The organism is Streptomyces sp. NPDC048383 (assembly GCF_040651775.1).
Taxonomy (GTDB): Bacteria; Actinomycetota; Actinomycetes; order Streptomycetales; family Streptomycetaceae; genus Streptomyces.
Genome location: NZ_JBEZKS010000055.1, coordinates 13825 through 38207 on the forward strand (window position 1 = coordinate 13825; position 24383 = coordinate 38207).

24 protein-coding genes are annotated in these 24383 nt (G+C 72.6%); 18 read left to right on the forward strand and 6 right to left on the reverse strand.

From position 1 onward, the window contains the following. Nucleotides 1-23 precede the first annotated feature (23 nt). From AB0D46_RS30100 to AB0D46_RS30175, 16 genes are all read left to right on the forward strand, one after another. Nucleotides 24-2438, forward strand: coding sequence for a collagenase (locus AB0D46_RS30100; RefSeq protein ID WP_362882107.1), 2415 nt, complete (start codon nt 24-26; stop codon nt 2436-2438). Nucleotides 2439-2530: 92 nt separating this feature from the next. Beyond that, entirely contained in the window at nt 2531-3667 is a 1137-nt protein-coding gene (locus AB0D46_RS30105) for an FAD-dependent oxidoreductase (protein WP_362882109.1), read from the forward strand. A 256-nt stretch (nt 3668-3923) separates the two neighbouring features. After that, nucleotides 3924-4235 carry a (2Fe-2S)-binding protein gene (locus AB0D46_RS30110; RefSeq protein WP_362882111.1) on the forward strand — a complete coding sequence of 104 codons (312 nt, stop codon included), beginning with the start codon at nt 3924-3926 and terminating at the stop codon, nt 4233-4235. Nucleotides 4236-4251: 16 nt separating this feature from the next. Next, nucleotides 4252-5721 carry an NAD(P)/FAD-dependent oxidoreductase gene (locus AB0D46_RS30115; protein ID WP_362882177.1) on the forward strand — a complete coding sequence of 490 codons (1470 nt, stop codon included), beginning with the start codon at nt 4252-4254 and terminating at the stop codon, nt 5719-5721. Between the two features lie 89 nt (nt 5722-5810). Beyond that, nucleotides 5811-6737 carry a dihydrodipicolinate synthase family protein gene (locus AB0D46_RS30120; RefSeq protein ID WP_362882112.1) on the forward strand — a complete coding sequence of 309 codons (927 nt, stop codon included), beginning with the start codon at nt 5811-5813 and terminating at the stop codon, nt 6735-6737. A gap of 87 nt (nt 6738-6824) precedes the next feature. Then, nucleotides 6825-7829 (forward strand): proline racemase family protein, encoded by a 1005-nt coding sequence (locus AB0D46_RS30125; protein ID WP_362882114.1) that lies wholly within the window; start codon nt 6825-6827, stop codon nt 7827-7829. Continuing rightward, on the forward strand, nt 7826-8845 hold the full coding sequence (locus AB0D46_RS30130) for a proline racemase family protein (protein WP_362882116.1): 1020 nt from the start codon (nt 7826-7828) through the stop codon (nt 8843-8845). The genes AB0D46_RS30125 and AB0D46_RS30130 overlap by 4 nt, the downstream gene beginning before the upstream one ends. Beyond that, nucleotides 8842-9882, forward strand: a complete 1041-nt coding sequence (locus AB0D46_RS30135; protein ID WP_362882118.1) for an ornithine cyclodeaminase family protein — start codon at nt 8842-8844, stop codon at nt 9880-9882. Before AB0D46_RS30130 ends, AB0D46_RS30135 begins: the two co-directional genes overlap by 4 nt. Before the next feature lie 65 nt (nt 9883-9947). Continuing rightward, complete coding sequence (locus tag AB0D46_RS30140) at nt 9948-10670, forward strand: GntR family transcriptional regulator (protein ID WP_362882120.1); 723 nt, start codon at nt 9948-9950, stop codon at nt 10668-10670. 156 nt (nt 10671-10826) lie between these two features. Next, nucleotides 10827-11114, forward strand: a complete 288-nt coding sequence (locus AB0D46_RS30145) for a hypothetical protein (RefSeq protein WP_362882121.1) — start codon at nt 10827-10829, stop codon at nt 11112-11114. Nucleotides 11115-11205: 91 nt separating this feature from the next. Further along, the gene (locus AB0D46_RS30150; RefSeq protein ID WP_362882123.1) at nt 11206-11400 is read left to right on the forward strand and encodes a DUF397 domain-containing protein; all 195 of its coding nucleotides are present in this window, start codon (nt 11206-11208) and stop codon (nt 11398-11400) included. A 191-nt stretch (nt 11401-11591) separates the two neighbouring features. Continuing rightward, nucleotides 11592-12227, forward strand: a complete 636-nt coding sequence (locus tag AB0D46_RS30155; protein WP_362882124.1) for a hypothetical protein — start codon at nt 11592-11594, stop codon at nt 12225-12227. Nucleotides 12228-12332: 105 nt separating this feature from the next. Next, the gene (locus AB0D46_RS30160; RefSeq protein WP_362882126.1) at nt 12333-12500 is read left to right on the forward strand and encodes a hypothetical protein; all 168 of its coding nucleotides are present in this window, start codon (nt 12333-12335) and stop codon (nt 12498-12500) included. 135 nt (nt 12501-12635) lie between these two features. Continuing rightward, the gene (locus AB0D46_RS30165; protein ID WP_362882128.1) at nt 12636-13103 is read left to right on the forward strand and encodes a BlaI/MecI/CopY family transcriptional regulator; all 468 of its coding nucleotides are present in this window, start codon (nt 12636-12638) and stop codon (nt 13101-13103) included. Between the two features lie 9 nt (nt 13104-13112). Beyond that, the gene (locus tag AB0D46_RS30170) at nt 13113-13643 is read left to right on the forward strand and encodes an amino-acid N-acetyltransferase (RefSeq protein WP_362882130.1); all 531 of its coding nucleotides are present in this window, start codon (nt 13113-13115) and stop codon (nt 13641-13643) included. 165 nt (nt 13644-13808) lie between these two features. Continuing rightward, nucleotides 13809-14144, forward strand: a complete 336-nt coding sequence (locus AB0D46_RS30175) for an Lsr2 family protein (RefSeq protein ID WP_281211103.1) — start codon at nt 13809-13811, stop codon at nt 14142-14144. Here the strand turns inward: AB0D46_RS30175 and AB0D46_RS30180 are convergent. After that, complete coding sequence (locus AB0D46_RS30180; RefSeq protein WP_362882132.1) at nt 14126-14776, reverse strand: SCO3374 family protein; 651 nt, start codon at nt 14774-14776, stop codon at nt 14126-14128. The two genes, AB0D46_RS30175 and AB0D46_RS30180, sit on opposite strands and share 19 nt — an antisense overlap. A gap of 450 nt (nt 14777-15226) precedes the next feature. Between AB0D46_RS30180 and AB0D46_RS30185 the strand changes: the two genes are divergently transcribed. Together AB0D46_RS30185 and AB0D46_RS30190 are read left to right on the forward strand one after the other, a co-directional pair. Beyond that, nucleotides 15227-17752, forward strand: coding sequence for an ATP-dependent Clp protease ATP-binding subunit (locus tag AB0D46_RS30185; protein WP_362882134.1), 2526 nt, complete (start codon nt 15227-15229; stop codon nt 17750-17752). A gap of 1104 nt (nt 17753-18856) precedes the next feature. Further along, nucleotides 18857-19477: a M23 family metallopeptidase gene (locus AB0D46_RS30190; protein WP_362882135.1), complete on the forward strand. Its 621-nt coding sequence runs from the start codon at nt 18857-18859 to the stop codon at nt 19475-19477. Between the two features lie 87 nt (nt 19478-19564). On the opposite strand, the gene AB0D46_RS30195 is transcribed toward AB0D46_RS30190, so the two are convergent. The 5 genes from AB0D46_RS30195 to AB0D46_RS30215 all read right to left on the reverse strand — a co-directional run bounded on the left by AB0D46_RS30195 (nt 19565) and on the right by AB0D46_RS30215 (nt 24249). Next, a complete protein-coding gene (locus AB0D46_RS30195; RefSeq protein WP_362882137.1) occupies nt 19565-20824 on the reverse strand; it encodes a LamG-like jellyroll fold domain-containing protein in 1260 nt (419 codons plus the stop codon). A 108-nt stretch (nt 20825-20932) separates the two neighbouring features. Then, nucleotides 20933-22249, reverse strand: coding sequence for a two-component system sensor histidine kinase CseC (gene cseC / locus AB0D46_RS30200; protein WP_362882139.1), 1317 nt, complete (start codon nt 22247-22249; stop codon nt 20933-20935). Further along, entirely contained in the window at nt 22246-22956 is a 711-nt protein-coding gene (cseB, locus tag AB0D46_RS30205; RefSeq protein ID WP_362882140.1) for a two-component system response regulator CseB, read from the reverse strand. Before cseB ends, cseC begins: the two co-directional genes overlap by 4 nt. 13 nt (nt 22957-22969) lie before the next feature. Continuing rightward, nucleotides 22970-23623: a hypothetical protein gene (locus AB0D46_RS30210; protein WP_362882141.1), complete on the reverse strand. Its 654-nt coding sequence runs from the start codon at nt 23621-23623 to the stop codon at nt 22970-22972. 65 nt (nt 23624-23688) lie between these two features. Then, a complete protein-coding gene (locus tag AB0D46_RS30215) occupies nt 23689-24249 on the reverse strand; it encodes a SigE family RNA polymerase sigma factor (RefSeq protein ID WP_281209186.1) in 561 nt (186 codons plus the stop codon). Between the last annotated feature and the right edge of the window lie 134 nt (nt 24250-24383).

Sequence of the window (24383 nt, forward strand, 5' to 3'; positions counted from 1 at the left end):
CTCCCTGCCCACAGGAGTTACCGGTGTCCCAGCACAGAGCTGTGCGTACGTCCCTCCTCTCCGCCGCCGTGGCGGTCACCCTCCTCGCCACCGCCGGCCAGGCCGTGACCCAGGCGTCCGAGCGGGGCACCCCCGCCGCCGTGAGCGGCGCCTCCGCGCCCGGCACCTTCGGCCCGGGGGCCGCGGCCGCCACGCCGAACCCCTTCGACGAGGTCGAGCGCCTCGCCAACGCCAAGGAGCCCGTCGAGGCACCCGCCCTGGCCCCCGGCGGCAAGGCCGCAGTCGGCGGTCAGGTGCCCGGCGCCGCACCGGCCGCTTCGGCGCCGGTGTCCGCCGCCGCCACCGAACGCTCCGAGAAGAGCCGCAAGGCCTCCGCCGAGGCCGCGCCCGTGGCGCGGAGCGTCGCGGCCGGCGTCCCCTGCACCCTCGACGGGATCACGAACCTCACCCCGGAGCAGTTCGCCGACTTCCTCGGCGACCAGGCCGTCCTCGCCGACGGCTGTCTGCGGGGCCTCATATGGACCTGGGACGCCCGCCTGACGTCCGTCATGTCCGACGCCCACGTGCAGGCGGTCTCCCGCCGGATCTCGACCCTCTCCGCGGCCCACGACGGCCGCAACTCCTCCCACCTGGAGGAGATGTTCACCTATCTGCACGCCGTCGCCTACCACGACCACGCGCGTTCCGAGATCGACGTCACCGACGCCCCGACGGTCAACGCCATGCGGCAGGCCATCGCCGACTTCGGCGCCGCCGCCCGCACCTTCGACGTCACCCGGACCAACGCCAACACCCTGCGCGAGGCCCTCTACGCGGCCAGCGCCCCCGGCCTGCGCCACCACCAACTCGGCCTGATCAAGAAGGTCCTGGCGACGATGGACCCGGCCCATCCGGCCACCCACCTCGACACCGCCTGGGCGGGCGCCGCGCTGGCCGCGCTCTCCGTCAACTACCTGGGTGTCTACCCGGGCAACCAGGACGCCGCCTTCCACGCGGCCGCGGCCGGCGACCCCTCGTACCGCGCCGCGTTCAAGACCTTCGCGACCCACACCCACCTCAAGGGCACCGCGAACGCCTGGGTGGTGCGCGACGCGCTCAGCGAGTACGCCCGCTTCGGCGAGATCGCCGGCCTGCGCGCCGGCATAGCCGCCGACCTCGGCGCGATGCTGGACCAGGTCAAGCGGGACTTCGGCAACGGCAGCGAGCAGTGGGCCAAGCTCGTCTCCTGGCTCAACTACTACGACGCCTGCAAGCCGTACGGCGTGTGCAAGGAGGACATCGAGAAGCAGATCTTCCCGTACACCTACACCTACGACAACGGCGCCATCAAGGTCCGCACCGGCCTCGACCGGGTCACCGTCGACCAGCTGTACTACGCGAGCAAGCAGGTCAAGGCCCAGTACCACCGCGTCCTCGGCACCGACCAGCCGCTCGCCGGTGACCCCAACTCCACTCTGAACATCGTGCTGTACGGGTCGCGCGCCGACTACGAGAACTACCACCCGATCCTGACGGGCTACGACACCAACAACGGCGGCATCTACATCGAGAACGGCGCCACCTTCTACACCTACCAGCGCCGCGTCCCGCAGGACTCCTCCCTCACCCTGGAAGAGCTCTTCCGCCACGAGTACACGCACTACCTCAACGGCCGCTACGCCGTACCCGGGTTCTTCGGCGAAGGCCCCTGGTACGAGGGCGACCGTACGACCGCCATGGACGAGGGCACCGCCGAGTTCTTCGACGGGGCCACCCGCGACAACGGCATCGCCGTCCGCAAGTCCCTCGTCAAGAGCATCATCGCCGACACGGCGAACGGCGGCCCGCGCATGACCGTCGAGCAGCTGCTGAACGCCACCTACGACGGCGACGGCTTCCGCTTCTACAGCTACGCCGGGACCTTCTTCGAGTTCCTCTGGACCGAGAAGCCCACGCTGCTGCGCGAGATGTACACCCACCTGCGCGCCAACGACGTGGCGGCGTACGACTCCTGGCGCCACCGGACGGGTGCGGACACCTACCTCCAGCGCGACTACACCCGCTTCCTGGACGCCCAGATCGCCAAGGTCGACCAACTGCACGTGCCGAACACCACCTTCACGCCGAACGACCGGCTGCGCGACTCCGCGCTCGCGTCGGTGAAGTCGACGTTCGCGACCGCCACCTACAACACCCCGGACTGCGTGGAGAACGGCGACCCCGGCAAGCGCCGCTTCACGTGCACGGGTCGGATCAGCGCGAACCTGAAGAACTGGCGCAGCGACGACCAGAACTTCAAGGACATGTCCGAGACGGTCGACTACTTCATCCTCGACCGGGCCGGGGCGGCCTCCACCAACCTGGCCGACATGAACTGCTCCTTCGGCCCGGTGGAGATCTGGACCAACAGGACGGCGGGGACCTCCCCCTACAGCTGTGAGGGCCCGCTCCGCAGCTGATCCGCCCCGGGCCGGCCCCTCATCCGAAGGGGGGGGGAGGGGCCGGCCCGTGGATCCTAGGCACCCTCTAAAGAATGTGACATATTACTGCCGTGTCCCAGACCCACTCCCCGGACGTCGTCATCATCGGCGCCGGCGTCGTCGGAGCCGCGTGCGCCTACTACGCCGCGCGCTCCGGGCTCTCCGTGGCGGTCGTCGACCGCGGTTCCGTCGCGGGCGGCACGACCGGCGCCGGGGAGGGCAACCTGCTGGTCTCCGACAAGGAGGCCGGCCCCGAACTCGACCTGGCCCTGCTCTCCACCACCCTGTGGCGCGAACTGGCCGCCGTCCTCCCGCCGGAGACGGAGTACGAGGCCAAGGGCGGCCTGGTCGTCGCCCCCGACGACACCACCCTGAAGGCCCTGCGCCACTTCGCCGACGGCCAGCGCGCCTCGGGGGTCGTCCCCACCGAGATCGGCCCGGACGCCCTGCACGACCTGGAACCCCACCTGGCTCGGGGTCTCGCCGGCGGCTTCCACTACCCGCAGGACGCCCAGGTCCAGCCGGCCCGGGCCGCCGCCCACCTCCTGGCCGCCTCGGGAGCCACCCTCCACCTGGGCGAGGAGGTCACCGACATCCTCCTCACGAACGGCGCCGTCCGCGGGATCCGCACCACCCGCCGCACCCTGCACACCCCGGCGGTGGTCAACGCCGCCGGCACCTGGGGCGGCCAGGTGGCCGCCCTCGCCGGAACCACCCTCCCGGTCCTGCCCCGCCGCGGCTTCGTCCTCGTCACCGAACCCCTGCCCCGCGTGGTCCGGCACAAGGTCTACGCCGCCGACTACATCGCCGACGTCGCCAGCGGATCCGCCGCCCTGCAGTCCTCGGCCGTCGTGGAGGGCACCCCGGCCGGCCCCGTCCTCATCGGCGCGACCCGCGAACGCGTCGGCTTCGACCGGAGCCCGTCCACCGAAGCCCTGCGCCGACTGGCCCGCCAGGCCGCGGCCCTCTTCCCGGTCCTGACCGACGTCCGCGTCCTGCGCAGCTACCACGGCTTCCGCCCCTACCTCCCCGACCACCTCCCCGCGATCGGCCCGGACCCCCGCGTCCCCGGCCTGCTCCACGCCTGCGGCCACGAGGGCGCCGGCATCGGCCTGGCCCCCGCCACCGCCGCCCTCATCACCGCCACCCTCACGAACACCCCCCCACCCCTGAACCCCCACCCCTTCCGCCCGAACCGCTTCCCATGACCCCCAACCAAGCAAGTGAGGGGCGCTGCGACCCGGCCGGGGGCCGGGACGGGGTGGGGGGTCGCCCGAAGCCACAACGTGATGTGTTGGCGCTGGAACCCCCTCAGCAACGCAGCCCCCCACAGGGCGCCATAAATCATGCCCGCCCCGGGCGACCCCCCACCCCGTCCCGGCCCCCGGCCCCGCAGCCCACCCACACGCCGCGCCCCCGCCCTCCCGCCCCCGCCGCGCCAAGCCCACCCGAGGAGCCCCCCTGATGCGCACCCCCCGCTCACTGGTGGGCGGCAGCCCCACGGCGACGTACGTCCTGCGCTTCGACGGCCGCGAGCTCACCGCACAGGCCGGCCAGAGCGTCGCGGCCGTCCTCTGGTCCGCCGGCATCCTCGCCTGGCGCACCACCCGGGAAGCCGGCGCCCCCCGGGGCGCGTTCTGCGGCATCGGCAGTTGCTACGACTGCCTCATCACCATCAACGGCCGCCCGAACCAACGCGCCTGCCTCGTCCCCGCCCGCCCGGGCGACAACATCACCACCCAGGAAGGAACCGGCCGTGCCGACCTCGCGGTCTGAACACCCCGACCGGGCCCTGCCCCAGCCCCCCACCGGCCCGGCCCCCGCCGACCTCGCCGTCGTCGGCGCCGGCCCCGCCGGCCTGGCCGCCGCCGTGACGGCCGCCGACTTCGGCCTGCGCGTCACCGTCCTCGACGCCGCCGAACGCCCCGGCGGCCAGTTCTACCGCCATCCCGCCCCCGGCCTCGGAGCCGCCCGTCCCCAGGCCCTGCACCACGGCTGGCGCGCCTTCGCCGGGCGCGAAGCGGCCCTGCGCGCCCACGAGTCGGCCGGCCGCGTCGCGTACCTCTCCTTCCACCACGTCTGGACGGTGGTCCCGGACGCCGGGGCCTGGACCCTGCACGCGGTGGCCGGCCCGGGGGAGGAGCCGGCGGTCGTCCACGCCCGGGCCGTGCTCCTGGCCACCGGCGCCCACGAGCGCCAACTGCCCTTCCCCGGCTGGACCCTGCCCGGGGTCATCGGCGCCGGCGGGGCCCAGGCCATGCTCAAGGGCGGGCTCGTCCTGCCCGGCCGGCGCATCGTCGTCGCCGGGAGCGGGCCCCTGCTGCTGGCGGTGGCCGGCTCCCTCGCCGCGGCCGGAGCCACCGTGCCCGCGGTCATCGAGGCCGGCGCGTACACCGCGTACGCCGTCCACACCGGCGCCCTGCTGCGCAACACCGGCAAACTCGCCGAAGGCGCCACGTACGGCGGCGCCCTGCTGCGCCACCGTGTCCGGTTGCGCACCCGACACGCCGTGACCGAGGCGCACGGGAGCGACCGGGTCGAGGCCGTCACCGTCGCACGCCTGGACCGCGACTGGCGCCCGCTGCCCGGCACCTCGCACCGAATCCCCTGTGACGCCGTCGCCGTCGGCCACGGGCTGGTGCCCCAACTGGAACTGGCGACCGGCCTCGGCTGCGCCACCCTCCGCTCCCCGGACGGCACCGTCGCCCTCGACCTGGACGAGGAACAGCGCACGTCCGTCCCCGGGATCTGGTCCGCCGGCGAGACCGGCGGCATCGGCGGCGCCGAACTCGCCCTGACCGAGGGGGAGATCGCCGCCCACGCGATCGCCGGCCGGCCCGCTCCGGCCGTACTCGCCCGCCGCCGCGCCCGACTGCGGGCCTTCGCCGGGGCGATGGCGGCCGCCCATCGACCCGGTCCGGGCTGGACCGACTGGCTGGACGACGGAACCGACGTGTGCCGCTGCGAGGAGGTCCCGGCGGGCCGGATCCGCGAGGCGGTCGGCGAGCTCGGCGCGCGGGACGCCCGTACGGTCAAGCTCCTCACCCGGGCCGGCATGGGCTGGTGCCAGGGCCGGATGTGCGGTCCGGCCGTGGCCGCCCTGGCGGGCGAGGAGCCGGCTCCCGACCGCCGACCGCTGTCCTGCCCGGTGCCGCTCGGCCAACTGGCCGCGCTACCGGCGCGTGAGCCCACCGGGGCCGTGGCCAACGGCTCCTCGGGCGAGCCGACTTCCGGAGCGCGGCCCACGGCCGACGGTCCCTGAGGCCACCCCCGGACCCGGCCCCGCCGGCCCCTTGTGGCCACGTCACACCCACTAGTAAAATGTCACACACCACACTAGGGAGTCACCTCATGAACTTCGCGCCCACCCCCGCGCCCCGCACCGACACCCGCACCCGCCCCTGGCACGGAATCATGGTGGCCACCACCCTGCCCCTGCGCGAGGACCTCGGCGTCGACTACGACGCCTACGCCGAACACGTCCAGTGGCTGATCGCCAACGGCTGCGACGGCGTGGTCCCCAACGGTTCCCTCGGGGAGTACCAGACCCTCACCGACGAGGAGCGCGCCCGCGTCGTACGCACCGCCGTCGAGGCCGCCGGCGACGGCAGCCGCGTCATGCCCGGCGTCGCCGCCTACGGCAGTGCCGAGGCCCGGCGCTGGGCCGACCAGGCCGCCGAGGCCGGCGCGGGCTCCGTCCTGCTCCTGCCCCCCAACGCCTACCGCGCCGACGAGGCCGCCGTACGCGCCCACTACGCCGAGGTGGCGCGCGCCGGCCTGCCCGTCGTCGCGTACAACAACCCCATCGACACCAAGGTGGACCTCGTCCCGGCCCTCCTCGCCCGACTGCACGCGGACGGCTCCGTCGTCGCCGTCAAGGAGTTCAGCGGGGACGTACGGCGCGCCTACGAGATCGCCGAACTCGCCCCGGGCCTCGACCTGCTCATCGGCGCCGACGACGTACTCCTCGAACTCGCCCTCGCCGGGGCCGTCGGCTGGATCGCCGGATACCCCAACGCCCTGCCGGCCACCTGCTCCACGCTCTACCGGGCCGCCGTCGCCGGCGACCTCACCACCGCGCTCCCCCTCTACAAGTCCCTGCACTCCCTGCTGCGTTGGGACTCCAAAACCGAGTTCGTCCAGGCCATCAAGCTCTCCATGGACCTGGCCGGCCGCCCCGGCGGTGCCACCCGCCCGCCCCGCCTCCCGCTCACCGGCGAGATCGAGGCCGCCGTCCGCGCCGCCACCGAGAAGGCGCTCGCGGAAGGCCTCTCCTAGCACCCGCGCCCGCTTCGCACCCGCCCCACCTCAGCCACCGCCCTGCCCGCCCGCCCGGACGGGCGGGCCCAGCCCCCAGGGGAACCCATGCGCACGCGCCACGTCTACCACGCGGTGGACTCGCACACCGAGGGGATGCCGACCCGGGTCATCACCGGGGGGGTCGGGGTGATCCCCGGCGCCACCATGGCCGAGAAACGGCTCCACTTCATGGCGCACACGGATCAGGTCCGCACCCTGCTGATGTACGAGCCGCGCGGCCACGCGGCGATGAGCGGCGCGATCCTGCAACCGCCGACCCGGCCCGACGCCGACTTCGGCGTCCTCTACATCGAGGTGTCGGGCCTGCTGCCCATGTGCGGCCACGGCACCATCGGGGTGGCCACCGTCCTGGTCGAGACCGGCATGGTCCCGGTCGTCGAACCGGTCACCACCGTCCGGCTCGACACCCCGGCCGGCCTGGTCCGCGTGGACGTCCGCGTCGAGGACGGCGCGGCCGGCGCCGTCACCCTCACCAACGTGCCCTCCTTCAGCGTCGGCCTCGACCTGAAGGCCGAGGTCCCCGGCTTCGGCACGGTCACCTACGACCTCGCCTACGGCGGCAACTTCTACGCCTTCGTCGAACTCGACTCCCTCGGGCTGCCCTTCGACCGGGCCCGCAAGGACGACCTGCTCGCCGCGGGCCTCGCCGTCATGGACGCCGTCAACGCCTCGCCCGAGCGGCCCGTCCACCCCGAGGACCCGGCGATCGCCGGCCTCAAGCACGTCTACCTCGCCGCCCCCGGCTCCGACGCCCGCCGCTCCCGCCACGCCATGGCCATCCACCCCGGCTGGTTCGACCGCTCGCCCTGCGGCACCGGAACCAGCGCGCGCATGGCCCAACTGCACGCCCGCGGCTTGCTGCCGCTCGACACCGACTTCGTCAACGAGTCCTTCATCGGCACCGAGTTCACCGGCCGACTGACCGCGCGGACCAGCGTCGCCGGCGTCCCCGCCGTCATCCCCACCATCACCGGCCGGGCCTGGATCACCGGCACCGCCCAGTACTTCCTGGACCCGTCCGACCCCTTCCCCGGAGGGTTCCTGCTGTGAGATCCGTACGGACCACCGACTACCACGCCGCCGGCGAACCCTTCCGGATCGTCGACACCTCGGACCCCGGTAGCGCCCCCGTGCCCGGCGACACCGTCGCCGAGCGCTGCGCCACCGCCATCGGACCCGGCGGCTCCGGGACCGCGCCGCGCCCCGGCCCGCTGGACGAGGTACGCCGGCTGCTCGTGCGCGAGCCGCGCGGACACGCCGGCATGTACGGGGGGTTCGTCGTGCCCCCGGACGACGACGGCGCCCATTTCGGGGTGCTGTTCTGGCACAAGGACGGCTACTCCACCGCCTGCGGCCACGGCACGATGGCCCTCGGAGCCTGGGCCGTGGACACCGGCCGGGTCCCGGCCCCGGCCGACGGCTACGTCGAGGTCCGCGTCGACGTGCCCTCCGGCCGGGTCCGCGCCACCGTCCACCGCGCCGACGGCCGCACCACCGGCATCACCTTCCGCAACGTCCCCGCCCGGGTGGGCGCCCGCAAGGTTCCCGTCGCCACCACCCTCGGCATCGCCGAGGCGGACATCGCCCACGCCGGGGCCTGCTACGCCTCGGTCCGCGCCCGGGACCTCGGGCTGGAGGTCACCCGCGCCGCCCTGCCCGCGCTCACCCGGGTCGGGCGGGAGATCCGGGCGGCCCTGGCCACGCACCCCGCCACCTGGCACCCCGACGGGCCCCTGCTGTCCGGGGTGTACGGGGTGATCCTGCACGAGGAGCTGCCCGACACCCCGTTCGGCCCGCACCAGCGCAACGTCACCGTCTTCGCCGACGGGCAGATCGACCGCTCGCCCTGCGGCTCCGGCACCTCGGCCCGGCTCGCGCTGCTCGCGGAGGACGGCCGGCTCGGCCCCGGGCAGGACCTGCTGCACGAGTCGATCGTCGGCTCCGTGTTCACCGGGCGCGTCCTGGACGGCGGCGTCACCGAGGTCACCGGCACGGCGTACCGCACCGGCGAGCACACCTTCACCATCGACCCGTACGACGCCCTCGGCGCGGGATTCACCCTGTGAGCGGGGGCTTCGAGCCCGGCGCGCCCGGGGACGCCGGCCGGCCCGAGCCGGCGCGACCGGGGCCGGAGCCGGTCGGGTCCGCCCCGCCCGCCCTCCTGCGGCTCGGGGCCGAGGAGATGGCCCGGCTCATCACCCCCGCCCGGGCGGCCGACGCCCTGGCCGCGGTGCTGCTCGGGGGCCTCGACCCGGAAACCTGCCCCGGGCGCACCGCCGTCGCCGTACCCGGCGGGGAGCTGCTCCTGATGCCGGCCGCGTCCGGGGCGTACGCGGGGGTGAAGATCGCCGGAGTCGCGCCGGGCAATCCCGCCCGGGGTCTGCCCCGCATCACCGGCAGCTACCTGCTGCTGGACGGGCCCACCCTGCGCCCGCTCGCCCTCCTCGACGGCGCGGCCCTCACCACCCTGCGCACCCCGGCCGTCTCCGCGCTGGCCCTGCGGCACCTCGCCCCGTCGGGGCGGCCGCTGCGGCTGGTCCTCTTCGGCTCGGGACCGCAGGCGTACGGCCACCTCGAAGCGGTGCTCGGGGTGCGGGAGTTGTCCGATCTGGTGGTCGTCGCCCGGGACCCGGCGCGGGCCGCGCGCCTGGTGGCGCACGCCGACGCCCTCGGCGTGCCGGCCCGTACCGGTCTGCCCGGGGACGTGGCGGGCGCGGACCTGGTGCTGTGCTGCACCACGGCCCGCGAACCCCTCTTCGACGGACGGCTGGTGTCGCCGGACGCGGTGGTCGTCGCCGTCGGCTCGCACGAGCCGGACGCCCGCGAGACCGACACCGCGCTCGTACGGCGGGCGGCCGTGTACGTGGAGTCGCGTGCGGCGGCCCTGCGCGAGGCGGGAGATCTGCTGGTGCCGGAGGCGGAGGGGGCGATCGGACCCGGTCATATCAGCGGCACCCTCGCTGACCTGGTCAGGGGACGGATCGCGGTCGGGGGGAGGGCGGGTTGTCCACAGCTCTTCAAGAGCGTGGGCATGGCCTGGGAGGATCTTGCCGTGGCGGTCGCGTTGTTCGAGGCCGCCGGCGGAGCGAGCGGCGAAACGTGACATTGTACGCTGTGCCTCTGCCCGTCGGTGGTGGTGATGGTGTCGGGGGTTTCGGAGGACATGCAATGGGTGACCTGAAGCAGCACAGTCTCATCAAGGCCCAGGAAAGGCTCCGGGACCAGGTCGGCCACGCGCTCCGAGCGGCCCTGATAGCGGGTGAGCTGCGCCCCGGCAGCGTCTACTCGGCCCCCGGCCTCGCCGCCGAACTCGGCGTCTCCGCCACCCCCGTCCGCGAGGCGATGCTGGACCTGGCCCGCGAGGGCCTGGTCGAGCCGGTCCGCAACAAGGGCTTCCGGATCACCGAGGTCAGCGAACGCGATCTGGACCAGTACACCGAACTGCGCACGATGATCGAGGTCCCGACCATCGGCCGGATCACGAAGATCGCCACGGCCGATCAGTTGCAGGCCCTGCGGCCCGTCGCCGAGGAGATCGTCACCAACGCGCGGGAGCACAACCTCATCGGCTACCTGGAGGCCGACCGGCGCTTCCACCTCGGCCTGCTGGCCCTCGCCGGCAACGACCGGCTGGTGGAAACCGTCGGCGACCTGCGCAAGCGCTCCCGACTGTACGGCCTGACCGGCCTCGACGAGGCGGGCAAACTGGTCTCCTCCGCCGAGGAGCACATCGAACTGCTCGACCTGATGCTCACGGGCGACGCCGAAGCGGCCATGGAGTGCATGCAACGCCACCTCGGTCACGTCCGCTCCCTCTGGGCCCAGGGCCGCGACGAACCGGTCGGCCGCACCCCGGGCGGCCTCGGCTCCGGCCTCCCGGGCTCGGCCTGACGACCCGCGGTCCCGCCCCGCCCGGGCGGGGCGGGGGCCGTCGCGCGTCACGGATGCTCCGCACCCGCCGACGGGTCCCCGGCGCAGGCAACGCCCTCCGCACCGAGGCGGCCGCGCACGGCCTCGCCGCCTCCCGGGACGCCCGTACCGTCCCGCGTGTCCCGGCGCCCGAACGCATCGCGGCCCGGCCGGCCGTCGCCCCGGGCGACCCCGGACCGCGCCAATCTGCTCGGGATCAGCCTGGGCGCGCTGATCACCGAGGTCGAGCGCGCCTGCTTCGACAGTGAGGGCCGGTCGGTGGAAACCGCCGACCTGGTCGTCCCGGACTCCCGTTACGAGATCGCGTACGCCTTCCCGTGGAATGACGGCCGGGGCCGGCTCTCGCATTCCGCGCCGACCCGCGGCGCGGCCCTCCGTACGGCGTTGGTAATTTTTGCGCTGTGATTTTGGCGGAAATGGCCGGAGTGCGACGCGAGCGGGGATAGCGTGCCGGTCGAGAACCCCACGACCCCTCGTCCACGGCGGAGGAGACACCATGACCGAGAACGCCGCCCGGCCTGCCTGGCAGAAGTCGACCTATTGCGGAGACGGGGAAGCCTGCGTCTACGTCGCGGCCGCCCCGGGGAGGCTCGTACGGGTAGCGGACCGGGCCGACCCGGCGCACCTCGTGATGGCCACCACCCACGCCGCCTGGGCCGATTTCCTGCACTCGGTGAAGACCACCGACTGAGGACGCCCCGGACCGGACCGGACTTGGACGGGAGCGGGACCGGGACGGCAGCGGGACCGGGACGGCAGCGGACGGAGAACGGCTCGGGAGCGGGCCCAGGACGGACCGCGGGCCGCCCCGCCGCGGTTCCCGCCGCGCCGGAATTCCCCACCCTGGGGGGATTTTGTCCGATTAGCGCGTATCTTCGGCGCATGCCCACGCCCTACGGATCCCGCGGCGGCATGGCGTTCGGCGCCGCCGAACTGCACGTGCTCAGGCGCCTCCTCGCCCACGCCCTCCAGCCCTCCTCGGCCCCCCTGACGGCCGCCGAGGTACAGGACTGCCTGCGCCTCGCGGCGTCGGTGGACGACGCGGTCGCGGAGGCGGGCCGGCTCAGAGCCTTCCTGCTGGCCGATCTGGCCCGCTACCGGGACGCCCTCCCCGGCAGCCTCCCCGGCTACCTGGAGCTGCTCCAGGACGCCCTGGCCGCCGGGTACGAGCCGGTCCCCGACGACCTCGCGGCCCTGCGCGCGCTGCGTGGCAACCCCGTCGCGGCCGCGGTCCTCGCCCGGGCCCGGACCGTCGCGGAGCGCTCCGTACGCCGCCGCCTGTCGGCCGCCGCGCCCGCACCCCGCACCCGCCTGCTGGCCCTGGCCGGCGGCCGCGACGGGGCCCGCCCCGCCGGCGCCCCCGCGTCCGGGCAGCCGCAGCCGAAGCCGACCCCGGACCGCAAGCCCGAGGAGCCGCACCCCGGGCAGCCGGCCCGGCCCGTCCCGACGCCCGGCGAGGTCTTCCCGCCGCGCCGCAAGCCCACCCCGCCCCCGGCGGCCGGACGCGCCGTCGGCTGACGCCGTGACCGGTGCGGGGTCGTCGCCCGCCGCCCCGCGACGCGCCCCGCCGGACACCGCCACCCGGCACACCTCCGCGGCCACGGCACTGGCTACGCTGGGGGCATGGACTACGTATCCGCGCTCGTGCCCCCCGTCGTGATGGCCGCGTTCTTCATCGCTCTCGTCGTGACGATCGTGAAGAGCCAGGGCGGTGCCAACAAGAACAAGGAAGACGCCGCCGTCGACGCCGTGATCGCCCGCGCCGAGGCCGCCCAGCAGCCGCAGAAGTAGCACCGCGCCCAACGGCGCGACCGGCGGCGCGAGCGGCCGCGGCGGGCGCCCCGATCGCGGTTGCCGAACCGGTTGGTCGCGCGTTGCCCGACGAATGGTCGGGCAATTCGGTCGATTCCGCACTATCGTGCTGGTGTGCCTCGCCCCTTGGGAGAACTCGAAGACGCCGTCATGACGCGGGTGTGGCAGTGGAACCGCCCGGTCACCGTTCGCGAAGTACTGGAAGACCTCCAGCAGGAACGGTCCATCGCGTACACCACGGTCATGACGGTTATGGACAATCTCCATCAGAAGGGCTGGGTCCGCCGGGAAGCCGAAGGCCGCGCCTATCGATATACGGCGGTCTCCACCCGCGCCGCCTACTCGGCCGCACTGATGAACGAAGCCTGGTCGACCAGTGACAGCCCGGCCGCCGCGCTCGTCGCCTTCTTCGGCATGATGTCCCAGGAACAGCGCGAAGCCCTCCGCGACGCCATGCGCGTGGTTCAGCACGACGATCCCGGCACTCCCGCCGATCCCGAGCCCGCACCCGCGGAACCCGAGCCCGCACCCGCCGATCCCGAAGGGGAGTCCGGCGCGCACGAACCCGAGCCGGGGCGATAGCGTCCGGGTATGGGAGAGCTTTCCACCGCAGACGCGAAAACAGTGACCATCCGCCGCGCGCGCACCCGTGATGTTCCGGCGTTGCGCCACCTGCTCGACCAGTACGTGCAGCAGCGGATCCTCCTCGACAAAGCCCCCGTGGTCCTTTACGAGGACATCCAGGAGTTCTGGGTCGCGGAACGCGACGACGACGGCCAGGTCGTGGGGTGCGGGGCTCTCCACGTCATGTGGGAAGACCTCGCGGAAGTACGCACACTCGCCGTCGACCGCGAGTTGAAGGGCGTCGGCGTAGGACATCAGGTGCTCGCCAAGTTGTTGGAGACGGCCCGTCGGCTCGGGGTGAGCCGGGTATTCTGCCTGACCTTCGAAGTGGACTTCTTCACGAAGCACGGCTTCGTCGAGATCGGCGAGACCCCGGTCGAGACCGATGTCTACATGGAGCTCCTGCGTTCCTATGACGAGGGTGTCGCCGAGTTCCTCGGTCTCGAACGAGTGAAGCCGAACACCTTGGGCAACAGTCGGATGCTTCTCCACCTGTGAACGATCACAGCGGCTTTTTCAGGGCCCTGCCGCCCTGTGGCCTATGTCCGAATCGCGCACGTTTCCCGCCTTGTTGAGCTCCTGAACCTCTCACCGGGGGTTTGTGTTTTCCTGGCAAAAGCGGTTTCCTTTCCGCGTACTGCATTTTCGATGAAAGGAAATCCGGTGGCACAGAAGGTTCAGGTCCTTCTTGTCGACGACCTCGACGGTGGCGAGGCGGACGAGACCGTGACGTTCGCTCTGGATGGCAAGACCTACGAGATCGACCTCACCACCGCCAACGCTGAAAAGCTCCGCGGGCTGCTCGACCCGTACGCCAAGAGCGGCCGCCGCACCGGCGGACGCGCGTCCGCCGGCCGTACGAAGGGCCGCGCCGCGGCTTCGTCCGGCAGCCCGGACACCGCCGAGATCCGCGCGTGGGCGAAGGCCCAGGGTCTCAGCGTGAACGATCGGGGCCGCGTTCCGGCCGAGATCCGAGAGGCCTACGAAGCCAGGGGCTGAGGCGTACGCCGCCACAGGCGGGCGCGGTGGCATTCCGTCGCCGCCGCGGCCACCAGTCGTACGAGACCGGGACCGGAGCTCCGTCCGGAACCGGTGCCCCGCCCGGGAGCGGGCAGGGACGGCAGCGATGCCTCGCACCCCAGCTCGGGGGGCCGCAGCCACACGGCGGCCCCCCGAGGGCTTTGCGGCCGGCCCGGCGGCACGGGAGCGGTCATCCTGCCCCCGACGCCCACGGCGACGAGGTCGAGGGGCACCCCGCCCCACTCCAGCCAGTCGAGCAGCCCCTCCAGCTCCTCGGCGGAGCCCGGAGCGACCAGGAAGCGCATCCTGCGCCCCACCAACGCCACCGGACCGGTGGGGACGGGCCTGCGCAGCACCTCGGCCCCGGCATCCGCCGGCAGCTCCAGCACGTCGAACCGGACCCCGGTCACGAGTTGTGCGGGAGACCCGCCGGCGAGCTTCCAGCCGAGGACGCCCTCGTACCAGTGGGACCACGGGGCGCGCACGTCCCGCTCGCGCGGGACACGGGGCGGCGGCACCACGACGGAGCCGACGGAGCCGACGGAACCGGCGGGACCGGTCGGGCCGACGGGGCCGGCGGAACTGACGGAGCTCGCGGAGCTGACGGCCATGCCGGAGCAACTGCGCGGAACGCTCCGGGGTTACGCAGTGCGGCGGAAACAATGCGGAACGTAAACATCCGCAGAGTGGAGTCCCACATTCGGGACACAAGCGTGTTCGCCCGTAGCGGAGGGAACGGTGCCCACCGGCATGGAGTGTCCGTCCTTACGGGTAAGACATTCCTAGTGGATCGGGGCGACACGCTGATTTGGGCGGCTTCCGTTCGCCATCGGCGTACACGTGTGACGGGTATCTGCCTGGCCTGCGGGAACATCGTCTCGCAGGATCGGGTTGGAGCAGTAGTCGGCTCTTACGGCCGGTTTTCCTCACCGATGTGGGGGTGAGCCGTGGACGGATGTCGGCAGTTGGAATGAGCTGTCCCGCCTCACGGGACTAGCATGCGGAAGGACAGGGCGGGGACCGACCCCGAACTGCCCGACCGCTCTGAGGAGCGATAAACGATGTTCGAGAGGTTCACCGACCGCGCGCGGCGGGTTGTCGTCCTGGCTCAGGAAGAAGCCCGGATGCTCAACCACAACTACATCGGCACCGAGCACATCCTCCTGGGCTTGATCCACGAGGGTGAGGGTGTCGCCGCTAAGGCCCTGGAGAGCCTCGGGATTTCGCTCGAGGCTGTTCGCCAGCAGGTTGAGGAGATCATCGGTCAGGGGCAGCAGGCCCCGTCCGGCCACATCCCCTTCACCCCGCGGGCGAAGAAGGTCCTGGAGCTTTCGCTCCGCGAGGCCCTCCAGCTCGGCCACAACTACATCGGCACCGAGCACATCCTGCTCGGCCTGATCCGCGAGGGCGAGGGCGTCGCCGCCCAGGTCCTCGTGAAGCTGGGAGCCGATCTCAACAGGGTCCGGCAGCAGGTCATCCAGCTGCTTTCCGGCTACACCGGAGGCGGCAAGGAGTCGGCCACGGCAGGCGGCCCGGCCGAGGGCACCCCCTCGACCTCGCTCGTCCTCGACCAGTTCGGCCGCAACCTCACGCAGGCCGCTCGCGAATCCAAGCTCGACCCGGTCATCGGGCGCGAGAAGGAGATCGAGCGGGTCATGCAGGTGCTGTCCCGCCGGACGAAGAACAACCCGGTCCTCATCGGCGAGCCCGGTGTCGGCAAGACCGCCGTCGTCGAGGGCCTGGCCCAGGCGATCGTCAAGGGCGAGGTGCCCGAGACCCTCAAGGACAAGCACCTCTACACCCTGGACCTGGGTGCGCTGGTGGCGGGCTCCCGCTACCGCGGTGACTTCGAGGAGCGCCTGAAGAAGGTCCTCAAGGAGATCCGCACCCGCGGCGACATCATCCTGTTCATCGACGAGCTCCACACCCTCGTGGGTGCGGGCGCCGCCGAGGGCGCGATCGACGCCGCGAGCATCCTGAAGCCCATGCTGGCCCGTGGTGAGCTCCAGACCATCGGCGCCACCACGCTCGACGAGTACCGCAAGCACCTCGAGAAGGACGCGGCCCTCGAGCGCCGCTTCCAGCCGATCCAGGTGGCGGAGCCTTCCCTCCCCCACACGATCGAGATCCTCAAGGGCCTGCGCGACCGTTACGAGGCCCACCACCGCGTCTCCATCACGGACGAGGCCCTCGTCCAGGCGGCGACGCTGGCGGACCGGTACATCTCGGACCGCTTCCTGCCGGACAAGGCGATCGACCTGATCGACGAGGCCGGCTCCCGGATGCGCATCCGTCGGATGACCGCGCCGCCGGACCTCCGCGAGTTCGACGAGAAGATCGCGGGCGTGCGCCGCGACAAGGAGTCGGCCATCGACTCCCAGGACTTCGAGAAGGCGGCTTCGCTCCGTGATTCGGAGAAGCAGCTGCTCGCCGCGAAGGCCAAGCGCGAGAAGGAATGGAAGGCCGGCGACATGGACGTCGTCGCCGAGGTCGACGGTGAGCTCATCGCCGAAGTCCTCGCGACCGCGACCGGCATTCCCGTCTTCAAGCTCACGGAGGAGGAGTCCTCCCGCCTCCTGCGCATGGAGGACGAGCTCCACCGTCGCGTCATCGGCCAGAAGGACGCCATCAAGGCGCTCTCCCAGGCCATCCGCCGTACCCGTGCGGGTCTGAAGGACCCGAAGCGTCCCGGTGGCTCGTTCATCTTCGCCGGCCCGTCCGGTGTCGGTAAGACCGAGCTCTCCAAGACGCTCGCCGAATTCCTCTTCGGCGACGAGGACGCGCTGATCTCCCTCGACATGTCGGAGTTCAGCGAGAAGCACACGGTTTCGCGTCTCTTCGGTTCGCCCCCCGGCTACGTGGGCTACGAAGAGGGCGGCCAGCTGACCGAGAAGGTCCGCCGGAAGCCGTTCTCCGTCGTCCTCTTCGACGAGGTCGAGAAGGCGCACCCGGATATCTTCAATTCCCTTCTCCAGATCCTGGAGGACGGTCGTCTGACCGACTCCCAGGGCCGGGTCGTGGACTTCAAGAACACGGTCATCATCATGACGACCAACCTGGGTACGCGGGACATCTCGAAGGGCTTCAACCTGGGCTTCGCCGCCCAGGGCGACGTCAAGACCGGTTACGACCGGATGAAGGCGAAGGTCAACGAAGAGCTCAAGCAGCACTTCCGGCCCGAGTTCCTCAACCGCGTCGACGACACGGTCGTCTTCCACCAGCTCACGCAGGAAGACATCATCCAGATCGTCGACCTGATGATCGCCAAGGTGGACGAGCGCCTCAAGGACCGCGACATGGGCATCGAGCTCAGCGGTGAGGCGAAGATGCTCCTGGCCAAGCGCGGCTACGACCCGGTCATGGGTGCGCGCCCGCTGCGCCGGACCATTCAGCGCGAGATCGAGGACCTGCTGTCGGAGAAGATCCTCTTCGGCGAGCTGCGTCCCGGTCACATCGTGGTCGTCGGCGTGGAGGGTGAGGGCGAGGCAGCCAAGTTCACCTTCCGCGGCGAGGAGAAGTCGGCGCTGCCCGACCTCCCCCCGATCGAGGCGACGGGCTCGGGCCCGGACCTCACCAAGGGTGTGTAGGCGCTAGCCGCTGGTTGGCAGGAAAAGGGGCGGCCCCGGGACTTCACAGTCCCGGGGCCGCCCCTTTTCCGCTGCGCCTGCGGTGCCCGGCCCCCGGTCCGGCCCGGGCCCCGGGTTCCGGACCGGGTCTCTGGGGCGCCCCGGGGGCCGGGCCCCGCGTCCCCGGGCGGGCCGGGGGCCCGGGACGGCCGGTGCGGGGGGCGAGCTCCAGGGGGCCGGTGCTGGGGACGGGTGGGAGCGGCGCCTTCGGGCGGGAGTACGGGGCTTCCAGGCTTCGGGAGGGCGTACGGGGGTCCGCCCAACCCCCGCGTCCCGGGGACGGGGGTGTGGGCGCCTTCGGGGCAGGAGTACGGGGCCTCCAGGCCTGGGGGAGGTGTACGGGGCCCGTCCGCCCCTTGGCCCCGGGGGACGACGGGTGACGGCCGGGGCGGGGCCTCCGGAGCCTGCCCGGTCCGGGCTCCGCGCCCCGGCGCTGCCCCCACCTGTGCGCCGGCCTCCAGCCCAGCTCCCGCCCTCCAGCTCCCGGCCTCAGGCCCCAGGCCCCCGGCCTCCAGGCTCCCAGCCCCAGGCCCCGGCCCCAGGCCCCCGGCCTCCAGGCACCCGGCCCCCAGCACCCGGCCTCCAGCACCCAGCACCCAGCCCGCCGCCCCCCGGGCTTCGGGCGGGGTGGGAGGGGAACGCGGTTCGTGCCCCGCCCCGTACCGTCTCGCGCTGCCCCCGGTCCCCGCCTCGGGGAATGCGGGGGCCGGGGGTGGGCAGAGGGGGTGGATGGGGCGTGGGGGAAAGGGTGTTGGTTGGGGTGACCCGGGTCTCAGTGGGGGGTGGGGGCCGGTGACAAGCCGCACAGAACAAATCGGACCTACTAGGACCTCTCGTAGATTTTGACGTCCCTTTTGTCCACCTCCAGGCCCAGCCTGGAAGGCGTCAACAGGAAGCTTGTCCTCCGGTTCGCTACGAGTCCGGGTAGTAACGGGGACGTTTGGGGAAGTCCGGGGACCCGGGTTACCAAGGTTGAGCAAGCCCGGCACCGACGGCTTCACGCCGCAGCGCCGGGTCCTTTCTTGCCCGATCCACTTCCTTGTCCCCGGCCCCGGAGGTCTCCGCATGTCCGCGAACCGCGTCAGCACCCGTCGTACCCGTATCGCCGTCGTCGCCACCGGACTCGGTGCGGTGTTGGCTCTCGGGGCCGGAGCGAACGCGGCCTTCGCCGACACCGCGCCGGCCGCCGCCGGTACCGCCGAACTGGTCGCCGTCCAGGCCCAGGCGCAGGCCAAGGCCGCCACCAAGGCCGCCGGTGGCAAGAACTCCACCTGGAAGAAGCCGGTCAAGCGCTACACGCTCTCCGCGACCTACGGCAAGGGCGGCAGCATGTGGTCGCACAAGCACTCCGGCCAGGACTTCGCCGTTCCCGTCGGCACCCCGGTGTCCGCCGCCGCCGCCGGCACCGTCGTCAAGGCCGGCCCGAACGGTGGCGGCGACGGCCCCGCCTACGGCAACGCCATCGTGATCAAGCACGCGAACAACAAGTACTCGCAGTACGCGCACCTGTCGAAGATCCAGGTCAGGATCGGCCAGAAGGTCGGCGCCGACCAGCGGATCGCGCTGTCCGGCAACACCGGCAACTCCAGCGGCCCGCACCTGCACTTCGAGATCCGCACCACCCCGAACTACGGCTCGGCCATCAACCCGGTGGCCTTCCTGCGCAACGCCGGCGTCAGCCTCTAGGGATCCGCCGAGCGATCCCCAGGGATCGCCGACGCCGCGCCCGCCCCTGGGGCCGTACGGCTCCGGGGGGCGCATGCCGGCAGGGGATCAGATCAGCCACGAATGCGTCGGCTTGGTCTTCTTGTCGAGCTTGTTGTTCTTCAGCCCCGTGATCTGCTCCTGGCCCAGGGCCTGGCCGAAGACCCGGATGTGGTCGAGCGGCCCGTCCCACGCCGCGCTCCAGATCCCGTGGTGGCGCGCCCGGCCCAGCTGGAGCGGCCCGGGGCCCGCCCAGATGCCCGAGACCTGCGCCTGGCCGACCATCCTGTCGTCCACCCAGAGCGCGATCGTCTTCTTCTCCGCGTCGTACGTGCCCGTCAGCAGGGCCCAGTTCCGGACCGTCTCGACGTTGTCCGCCACGACCTGCTGCGCCGTCGCCGCCTGGCCCTTGTCGCCGGTCTGCACGCGGAACACCCAGGCCTTCTTGCCGTTGACGACCTCGAAGCCCAGCTCGAACGAGTACGAGACCCCGTCGCCCTGGCTCACCGCCATCCGGGAGCCGGTCTCGGCCACGTTGTAGGCGCGGGTCGAGACGGTGAAGCTCTTCGTGACGTCCACGGCCGCCTCGGCGCCCTGGGCGTACGAGTCGTCCGTGCCCTTGAACCTGACCTCGGTCCGCTTGGAGAGTTCCCCCAGCGAGGCGCCGGGGCCCAGGGCGATGCCCATCCGACCGTTGCGGTCGCGCAGCAGGTTCGGCTCGCCCGCCACGGTGGGGGAGTCGTCCTCCGGCGCCTTCGACTCGGGGGGCTCCGAGGACTGCTCCGAAGGGCTGGGCGAGCCCGAGCCGGAGGCCGCCGTCGTCGGCGTGCCGGAGGGCTCCCCGGAATCCTTGAGCAGGAAGAACGCCGTGCCCGCGGCGACCAGCACCACGGCCAGCGATCCGATCCCGACGGTCAACAGCCGCCGCTTGCGCCGCTGCGCCTCGCTGCGGTCGGCCATCGCCTGCCAGTCCGGCTGCGGCGCGGACGGGGCGAAGGACTCCGGCGCGGGTGCCGACCCCGGTCCCGACCCCGGTCCGAACGGTTCCGCAGGCGCGAACGGTTCCGCGGGCGCGAACGGTTCCGCGGGCGCGAACGGTTCCGCCGGCGGGAACACCCCCAGGGGCCGCCCCGGCCGCGGTTGCCCCGGCGGGGGCTCCTGCTGGTACGGATTCGGCTGCGCGGGCCCCGGTGCGCCGGCTCCCGGCTGCCCCGCGCCCGGCCGGCCGCCGTACCCGTCGGGTATCCCCTGCGGGAATCCGTAGCCACCGCCGCTCCCGGCGGCGGGGTCGGGCTGGGGGCTGTGCGGGCGATCCGTACCGTCAGTCATGGCACGGATGCTAAAACATCGCGGCGACCGAACGAACGGCCGACGGTTCCGATACGGTCGCGATCCGCCCGCCCCCGCCCGGGCCCCGGCCCGCTCCGGTACCCCAACTCACCCCGGCAGCTTGATGATCGGGAAGCTCCCCGTCGCGGTCGGCGCGTGCTCCGGCAGCCACAACACCGCCACCGCGCCCGCCGAGGCGCCCTCGCCGTCGGCGCCGCCCGGCGCCGCGACGTTGCGGAACGTCAGCCGGGCGCCCAACACCCGTGCCTGGCCCTCCGCGATGGTCAGGCCCAGTCCGTGCCCGACGCCCGCCCGGTCCGTCGACCCGGTCCGGAAACGGCTCGGGCCCTCCCGGAGCAGGGCCTCGGGGAAGCCCGGCCCGTGGTCCCGGACGCGCACGACGCGGCCCTCGACGTCGACCTGGATCGGCGGTTGCCCGTACCGCGCGGCGTTCGCCAGGAGGTTGCCGAGGATCCGCTCCAGCCGGCGCGGGTCGGTGCTGACGATCTCGTCCGCGACGATCCGCACGCCCGCCTCCGGCATCAGCGAGGTCACCCGCCGGCTCACGAACTCGCCCAGCGCCACGTCCTGGAGCTCGGCCCGTTCGGACGCGCTGTCCAGCCGGGCCACCTCCAGCACGTCCTCGACCAGCGCCCGCATCGCCTGCGCCCGGTCCCGCACCAGCTCCGTCGGCCGGCCCGGAGGCAGCAATTCCGCCGCGGTGAGCAGGCCCGTCACCGGGGTCCGCAGCTCGTGCGCGATGTCCGCGGTGACCCGCCGTTCGGCCTCCAGTCGTTGCTGGAGGGCGTCCGCCATGGCGTCCACGGCCCGCGCCAGGTCGTCCGTCTCGTCCCGTACGACGCCGCCGACGGCGTCCCGCACCCGGACCTCGGGGTCCCCGTGCGCGACGCGCTGCGCGGCGGCGGCAGCCTTGCGCAGCCGGCGCGAGATCTGCCCGCCGATGAGCACGCCGAGCGCCGAGCCGCCGATGACGACGGAGAGGGAGCCGATGACCAGGGCCCGGTCCAGGTCGCGCACCATGTTGGCGCTCTCCCTGAAGGGGTGGTGCAGGGAGAGCACCTGCCCGTTGCCGAGCGGCACGGCGGCCCACACCTCCGGCGCCTTGCGCGGACGTTCCTGCACGTAGGTGCCGCGCCGGCCCGAACGGGCCTTCTCCCTTAGCTGCGGGGGCAGTTCGGGGTCGTTGAGCTTGGCCCCCCAGATGGGCTTGCGGCCCATGTCGGCGTTGCGGGTGGCGATGTACTGGACGCGTTCCAGTTCGGCGTCGCGGGCGCTCTCCAGCATCGACACCCGGGCAGCACTGTGCACGACCAGGCTCAGCGCGACCGCGGTGAGGGCGCCCACGGCGGCGATGGCGAGTGTGATCTTCCAGCGGATCCCCGTGCGGAGGGTGAAGCGCCTCATGCCTTCAGCTTGTATCCGAAGCCCCGGACCGTCTCGATCCGGTCCTGACCGATCTTGGTGCGCAGCCGTTGGACGTGGACGTCCACGACACGGGTGTCGCCGCCCCAGTCGTAGTCCCAGACGCGTTCCAGCAGTCGGTCGCGGGAGAGCACGGTGCCGGGCGCGGAGGAGAACTCCAGCAGCAGCCGCATCTCGGTCGGCGTCAGGGCCACGGCGGCGCCCGCCCTGCGGACCTCCATGCCCTCGGTGTCGACCTCCAGGTCGCCGAAGGACAGCACGCCGCGTTCCCCGTCGGGCCCCTCGCCGCCGCCCTGGCCGCCGTTCCGCGGTCCGCCGGCGTGCCCGAAACGGCGCAGCACGGCGCGGATGCGGGCGACGAGGACGGAGCCGTCGAACGGTTTGGTGACGTAGTCGTCGGCGCCGGCCTCCAGACCGAGTACGACGTCGATGGAGTCGGCGCGCGCCGACAGCATGATCACGGGGACGGTGGACTCGTCGCGGATGCGGCGGCACAGGCTGACGCCGTCCATCCCCGGGACCATCACGTCCAGCAGGGCGATGTCGGGCCGGTCGGCCCGGAAGGACTCCAGCCCGGACAGCCCGTCGGGCATGGCGGTGACCACGAAGCCGTCGCGTTCCAGCGCCAGGGTCGTGGCCTCGCGGATGACGTCGTCGTCCTCCACGAACAGCACATGGGTCTCGGCCATGCCCAGCCTCACTTCAGTTCTTCTGCGTCAGGGCCGGCGCGGGCTGTCCGCCGCCGTCGACCACGTTGCTGTACTCCGTGTGCACACGGTCCTGTTCGGTGAACCGCTCCCCGTTCCAGCGGTACGTGATCACGTCCTCGCCGGAGGGGTAGGCCAGGGCGTCGCCCTTGCCGTAGACCTGTTTGATGAGCATCAGGTCGCCCCGGTCGATCTCCGCGTAGACGGGTGACTGTTCGTCCGTGAACACATTCTCGTACTTCCCGCCGTCCGCCCGGTACACGTACGAGCCGAGCCCGAGGGCGTCCGCGCACGACAGGACGTTGACGACGACGTCCACGGAGCCGCCGGCGGTGACCTTCCCGTAGCTCACGTCGATCGGGTACTCCTTGCCCGTGCAGGGCTTCAGGTCGCGTTTGACGGCCGGGCTGACCTTGGGGTCCGCCTTGAGCAGGGCCACCGCGTCGACCTTCTTGAGGGGGCTGCCGGACGCCGACGCGGGCGCGTTGCCGGGCGGGACGGGCGCGGTGTCCGCGCCCTCCGAGGGCCGGGAGGTCCTGGCCACCTGGTCGGTGTGCGCGGGGCCGCCGTCGCGCAGCCCGCTGCCGCCGGTGGAGCAACCGACCGCGAACAGCACGGTGCCGACGAGGACGACCGTCCCCGCCGACACCAGTACGAGCTGCCCCCTCCCGGCCCGGGCCGGGGGGGAGCCTCTGTCATTCAGGTCTGGGCCGTTCAGGCCGCGCACCGCTCCCGCCCCTCGTACCGGCTGGTGTGGTCGCCGCGTTCGAGCGCGCGCATGTCCAGGTCCCGGCTCTCCAGCTCCTGCCGGAGCCGGGCCAGTGCGCGGTGCAGGGTGCTCTTCACGGTTCCCGTCGACATCCCGAGCGCCGCGGCCGTCTCCTCGGTGCTCATCTGCTCCCAGTGTCGCAGGACCACCACACTGCGCTGCTTGGGCGCGAGCACCTTGAGGATGTCCATGAGGAGGGCGCGGTCGGCGCGCTGGTCGGAGCCGTCCTCGACGGACGCGTCGGGGAGCTGCTCGGTGGGGACCTCGTCGAGCTTGCGGGCCCGCCACCACTCGGTCCGGGTGTTGATCATGACGCGGCGCAGGTAGGCGTCGGCCAGGGACTTGTCGGCGATGCCGTCCCAGCGGCCGTAGGTGCGCACCAGGGCCGTCTGGAGGAGGTCCTGGGCGTCCGTGGGGTCCGGGACCAGGCGCCGGGCACTGCGCAGCAGCGCGTCCTGCCGGGTGCGTACGTACTCCTCGAAACCGAGCACCTCGCCGTGCGCCATCTCTGACCGCCTCCGCTGCCGTCCAACCGTCTCCGCCGTCTTACGGGTCCGAAGGTACGGAGGGGTTGTCACGGCCCTGTGCGGGTGAGCCTTCGGTGGACGCACGGACAGCCGTAGGTTGTGTAACAGTGCCG

Coding starts and splice junctions, on each gene's coding strand:
- AB0D46_RS30215 (WP_281209186.1), bottom strand. CDS start 24,249: ATGGCGCACGGCGAGGTGCTCGGTTTCGAGGAGTACGTACGCACCCGG.
- AB0D46_RS30125 (WP_362882114.1), top strand. CDS start 6,825: ATGCGCACGCGCCACGTCTACCACGCGGTGGACTCGCACACCGAGGGG.
- AB0D46_RS30195 (WP_362882137.1), bottom strand. CDS start 20,824: ATGACTGACGGTACGGATCGCCCGCACAGCCCCCAGCCCGACCCCGCC.
- AB0D46_RS30170 (WP_362882130.1), top strand. CDS start 13,113: ATGGGAGAGCTTTCCACCGCAGACGCGAAAACAGTGACCATCCGCCGC.
- AB0D46_RS30120 (WP_362882112.1), top strand. CDS start 5,811: ATGAACTTCGCGCCCACCCCCGCGCCCCGCACCGACACCCGCACCCGC.
- cseB (WP_362882140.1), bottom strand. CDS start 22,956: ATGGCCGAGACCCATGTGCTGTTCGTGGAGGACGACGACGTCATCCGC.
- AB0D46_RS30185 (WP_362882134.1), top strand. CDS start 15,227: ATGTTCGAGAGGTTCACCGACCGCGCGCGGCGGGTTGTCGTCCTGGCT.
- cseC (WP_362882139.1), bottom strand. CDS start 22,249: ATGAGGCGCTTCACCCTCCGCACGGGGATCCGCTGGAAGATCACACTC.
- AB0D46_RS30140 (WP_362882120.1), top strand. CDS start 9,948: ATGGGTGACCTGAAGCAGCACAGTCTCATCAAGGCCCAGGAAAGGCTC.
- AB0D46_RS30155 (WP_362882124.1), top strand. CDS start 11,592: ATGCCCACGCCCTACGGATCCCGCGGCGGCATGGCGTTCGGCGCCGCC.
- AB0D46_RS30180 (WP_362882132.1), bottom strand. CDS start 14,776: ATGGCCGTCAGCTCCGCGAGCTCCGTCAGTTCCGCCGGCCCCGTCGGC.
- AB0D46_RS30110 (WP_362882111.1), top strand. CDS start 3,924: ATGCGCACCCCCCGCTCACTGGTGGGCGGCAGCCCCACGGCGACGTAC.
- AB0D46_RS30150 (WP_362882123.1), top strand. CDS start 11,206: ATGACCGAGAACGCCGCCCGGCCTGCCTGGCAGAAGTCGACCTATTGC.
- AB0D46_RS30190 (WP_362882135.1), top strand. CDS start 18,857: ATGTCCGCGAACCGCGTCAGCACCCGTCGTACCCGTATCGCCGTCGTC.
- AB0D46_RS30160 (WP_362882126.1), top strand. CDS start 12,333: ATGGACTACGTATCCGCGCTCGTGCCCCCCGTCGTGATGGCCGCGTTC.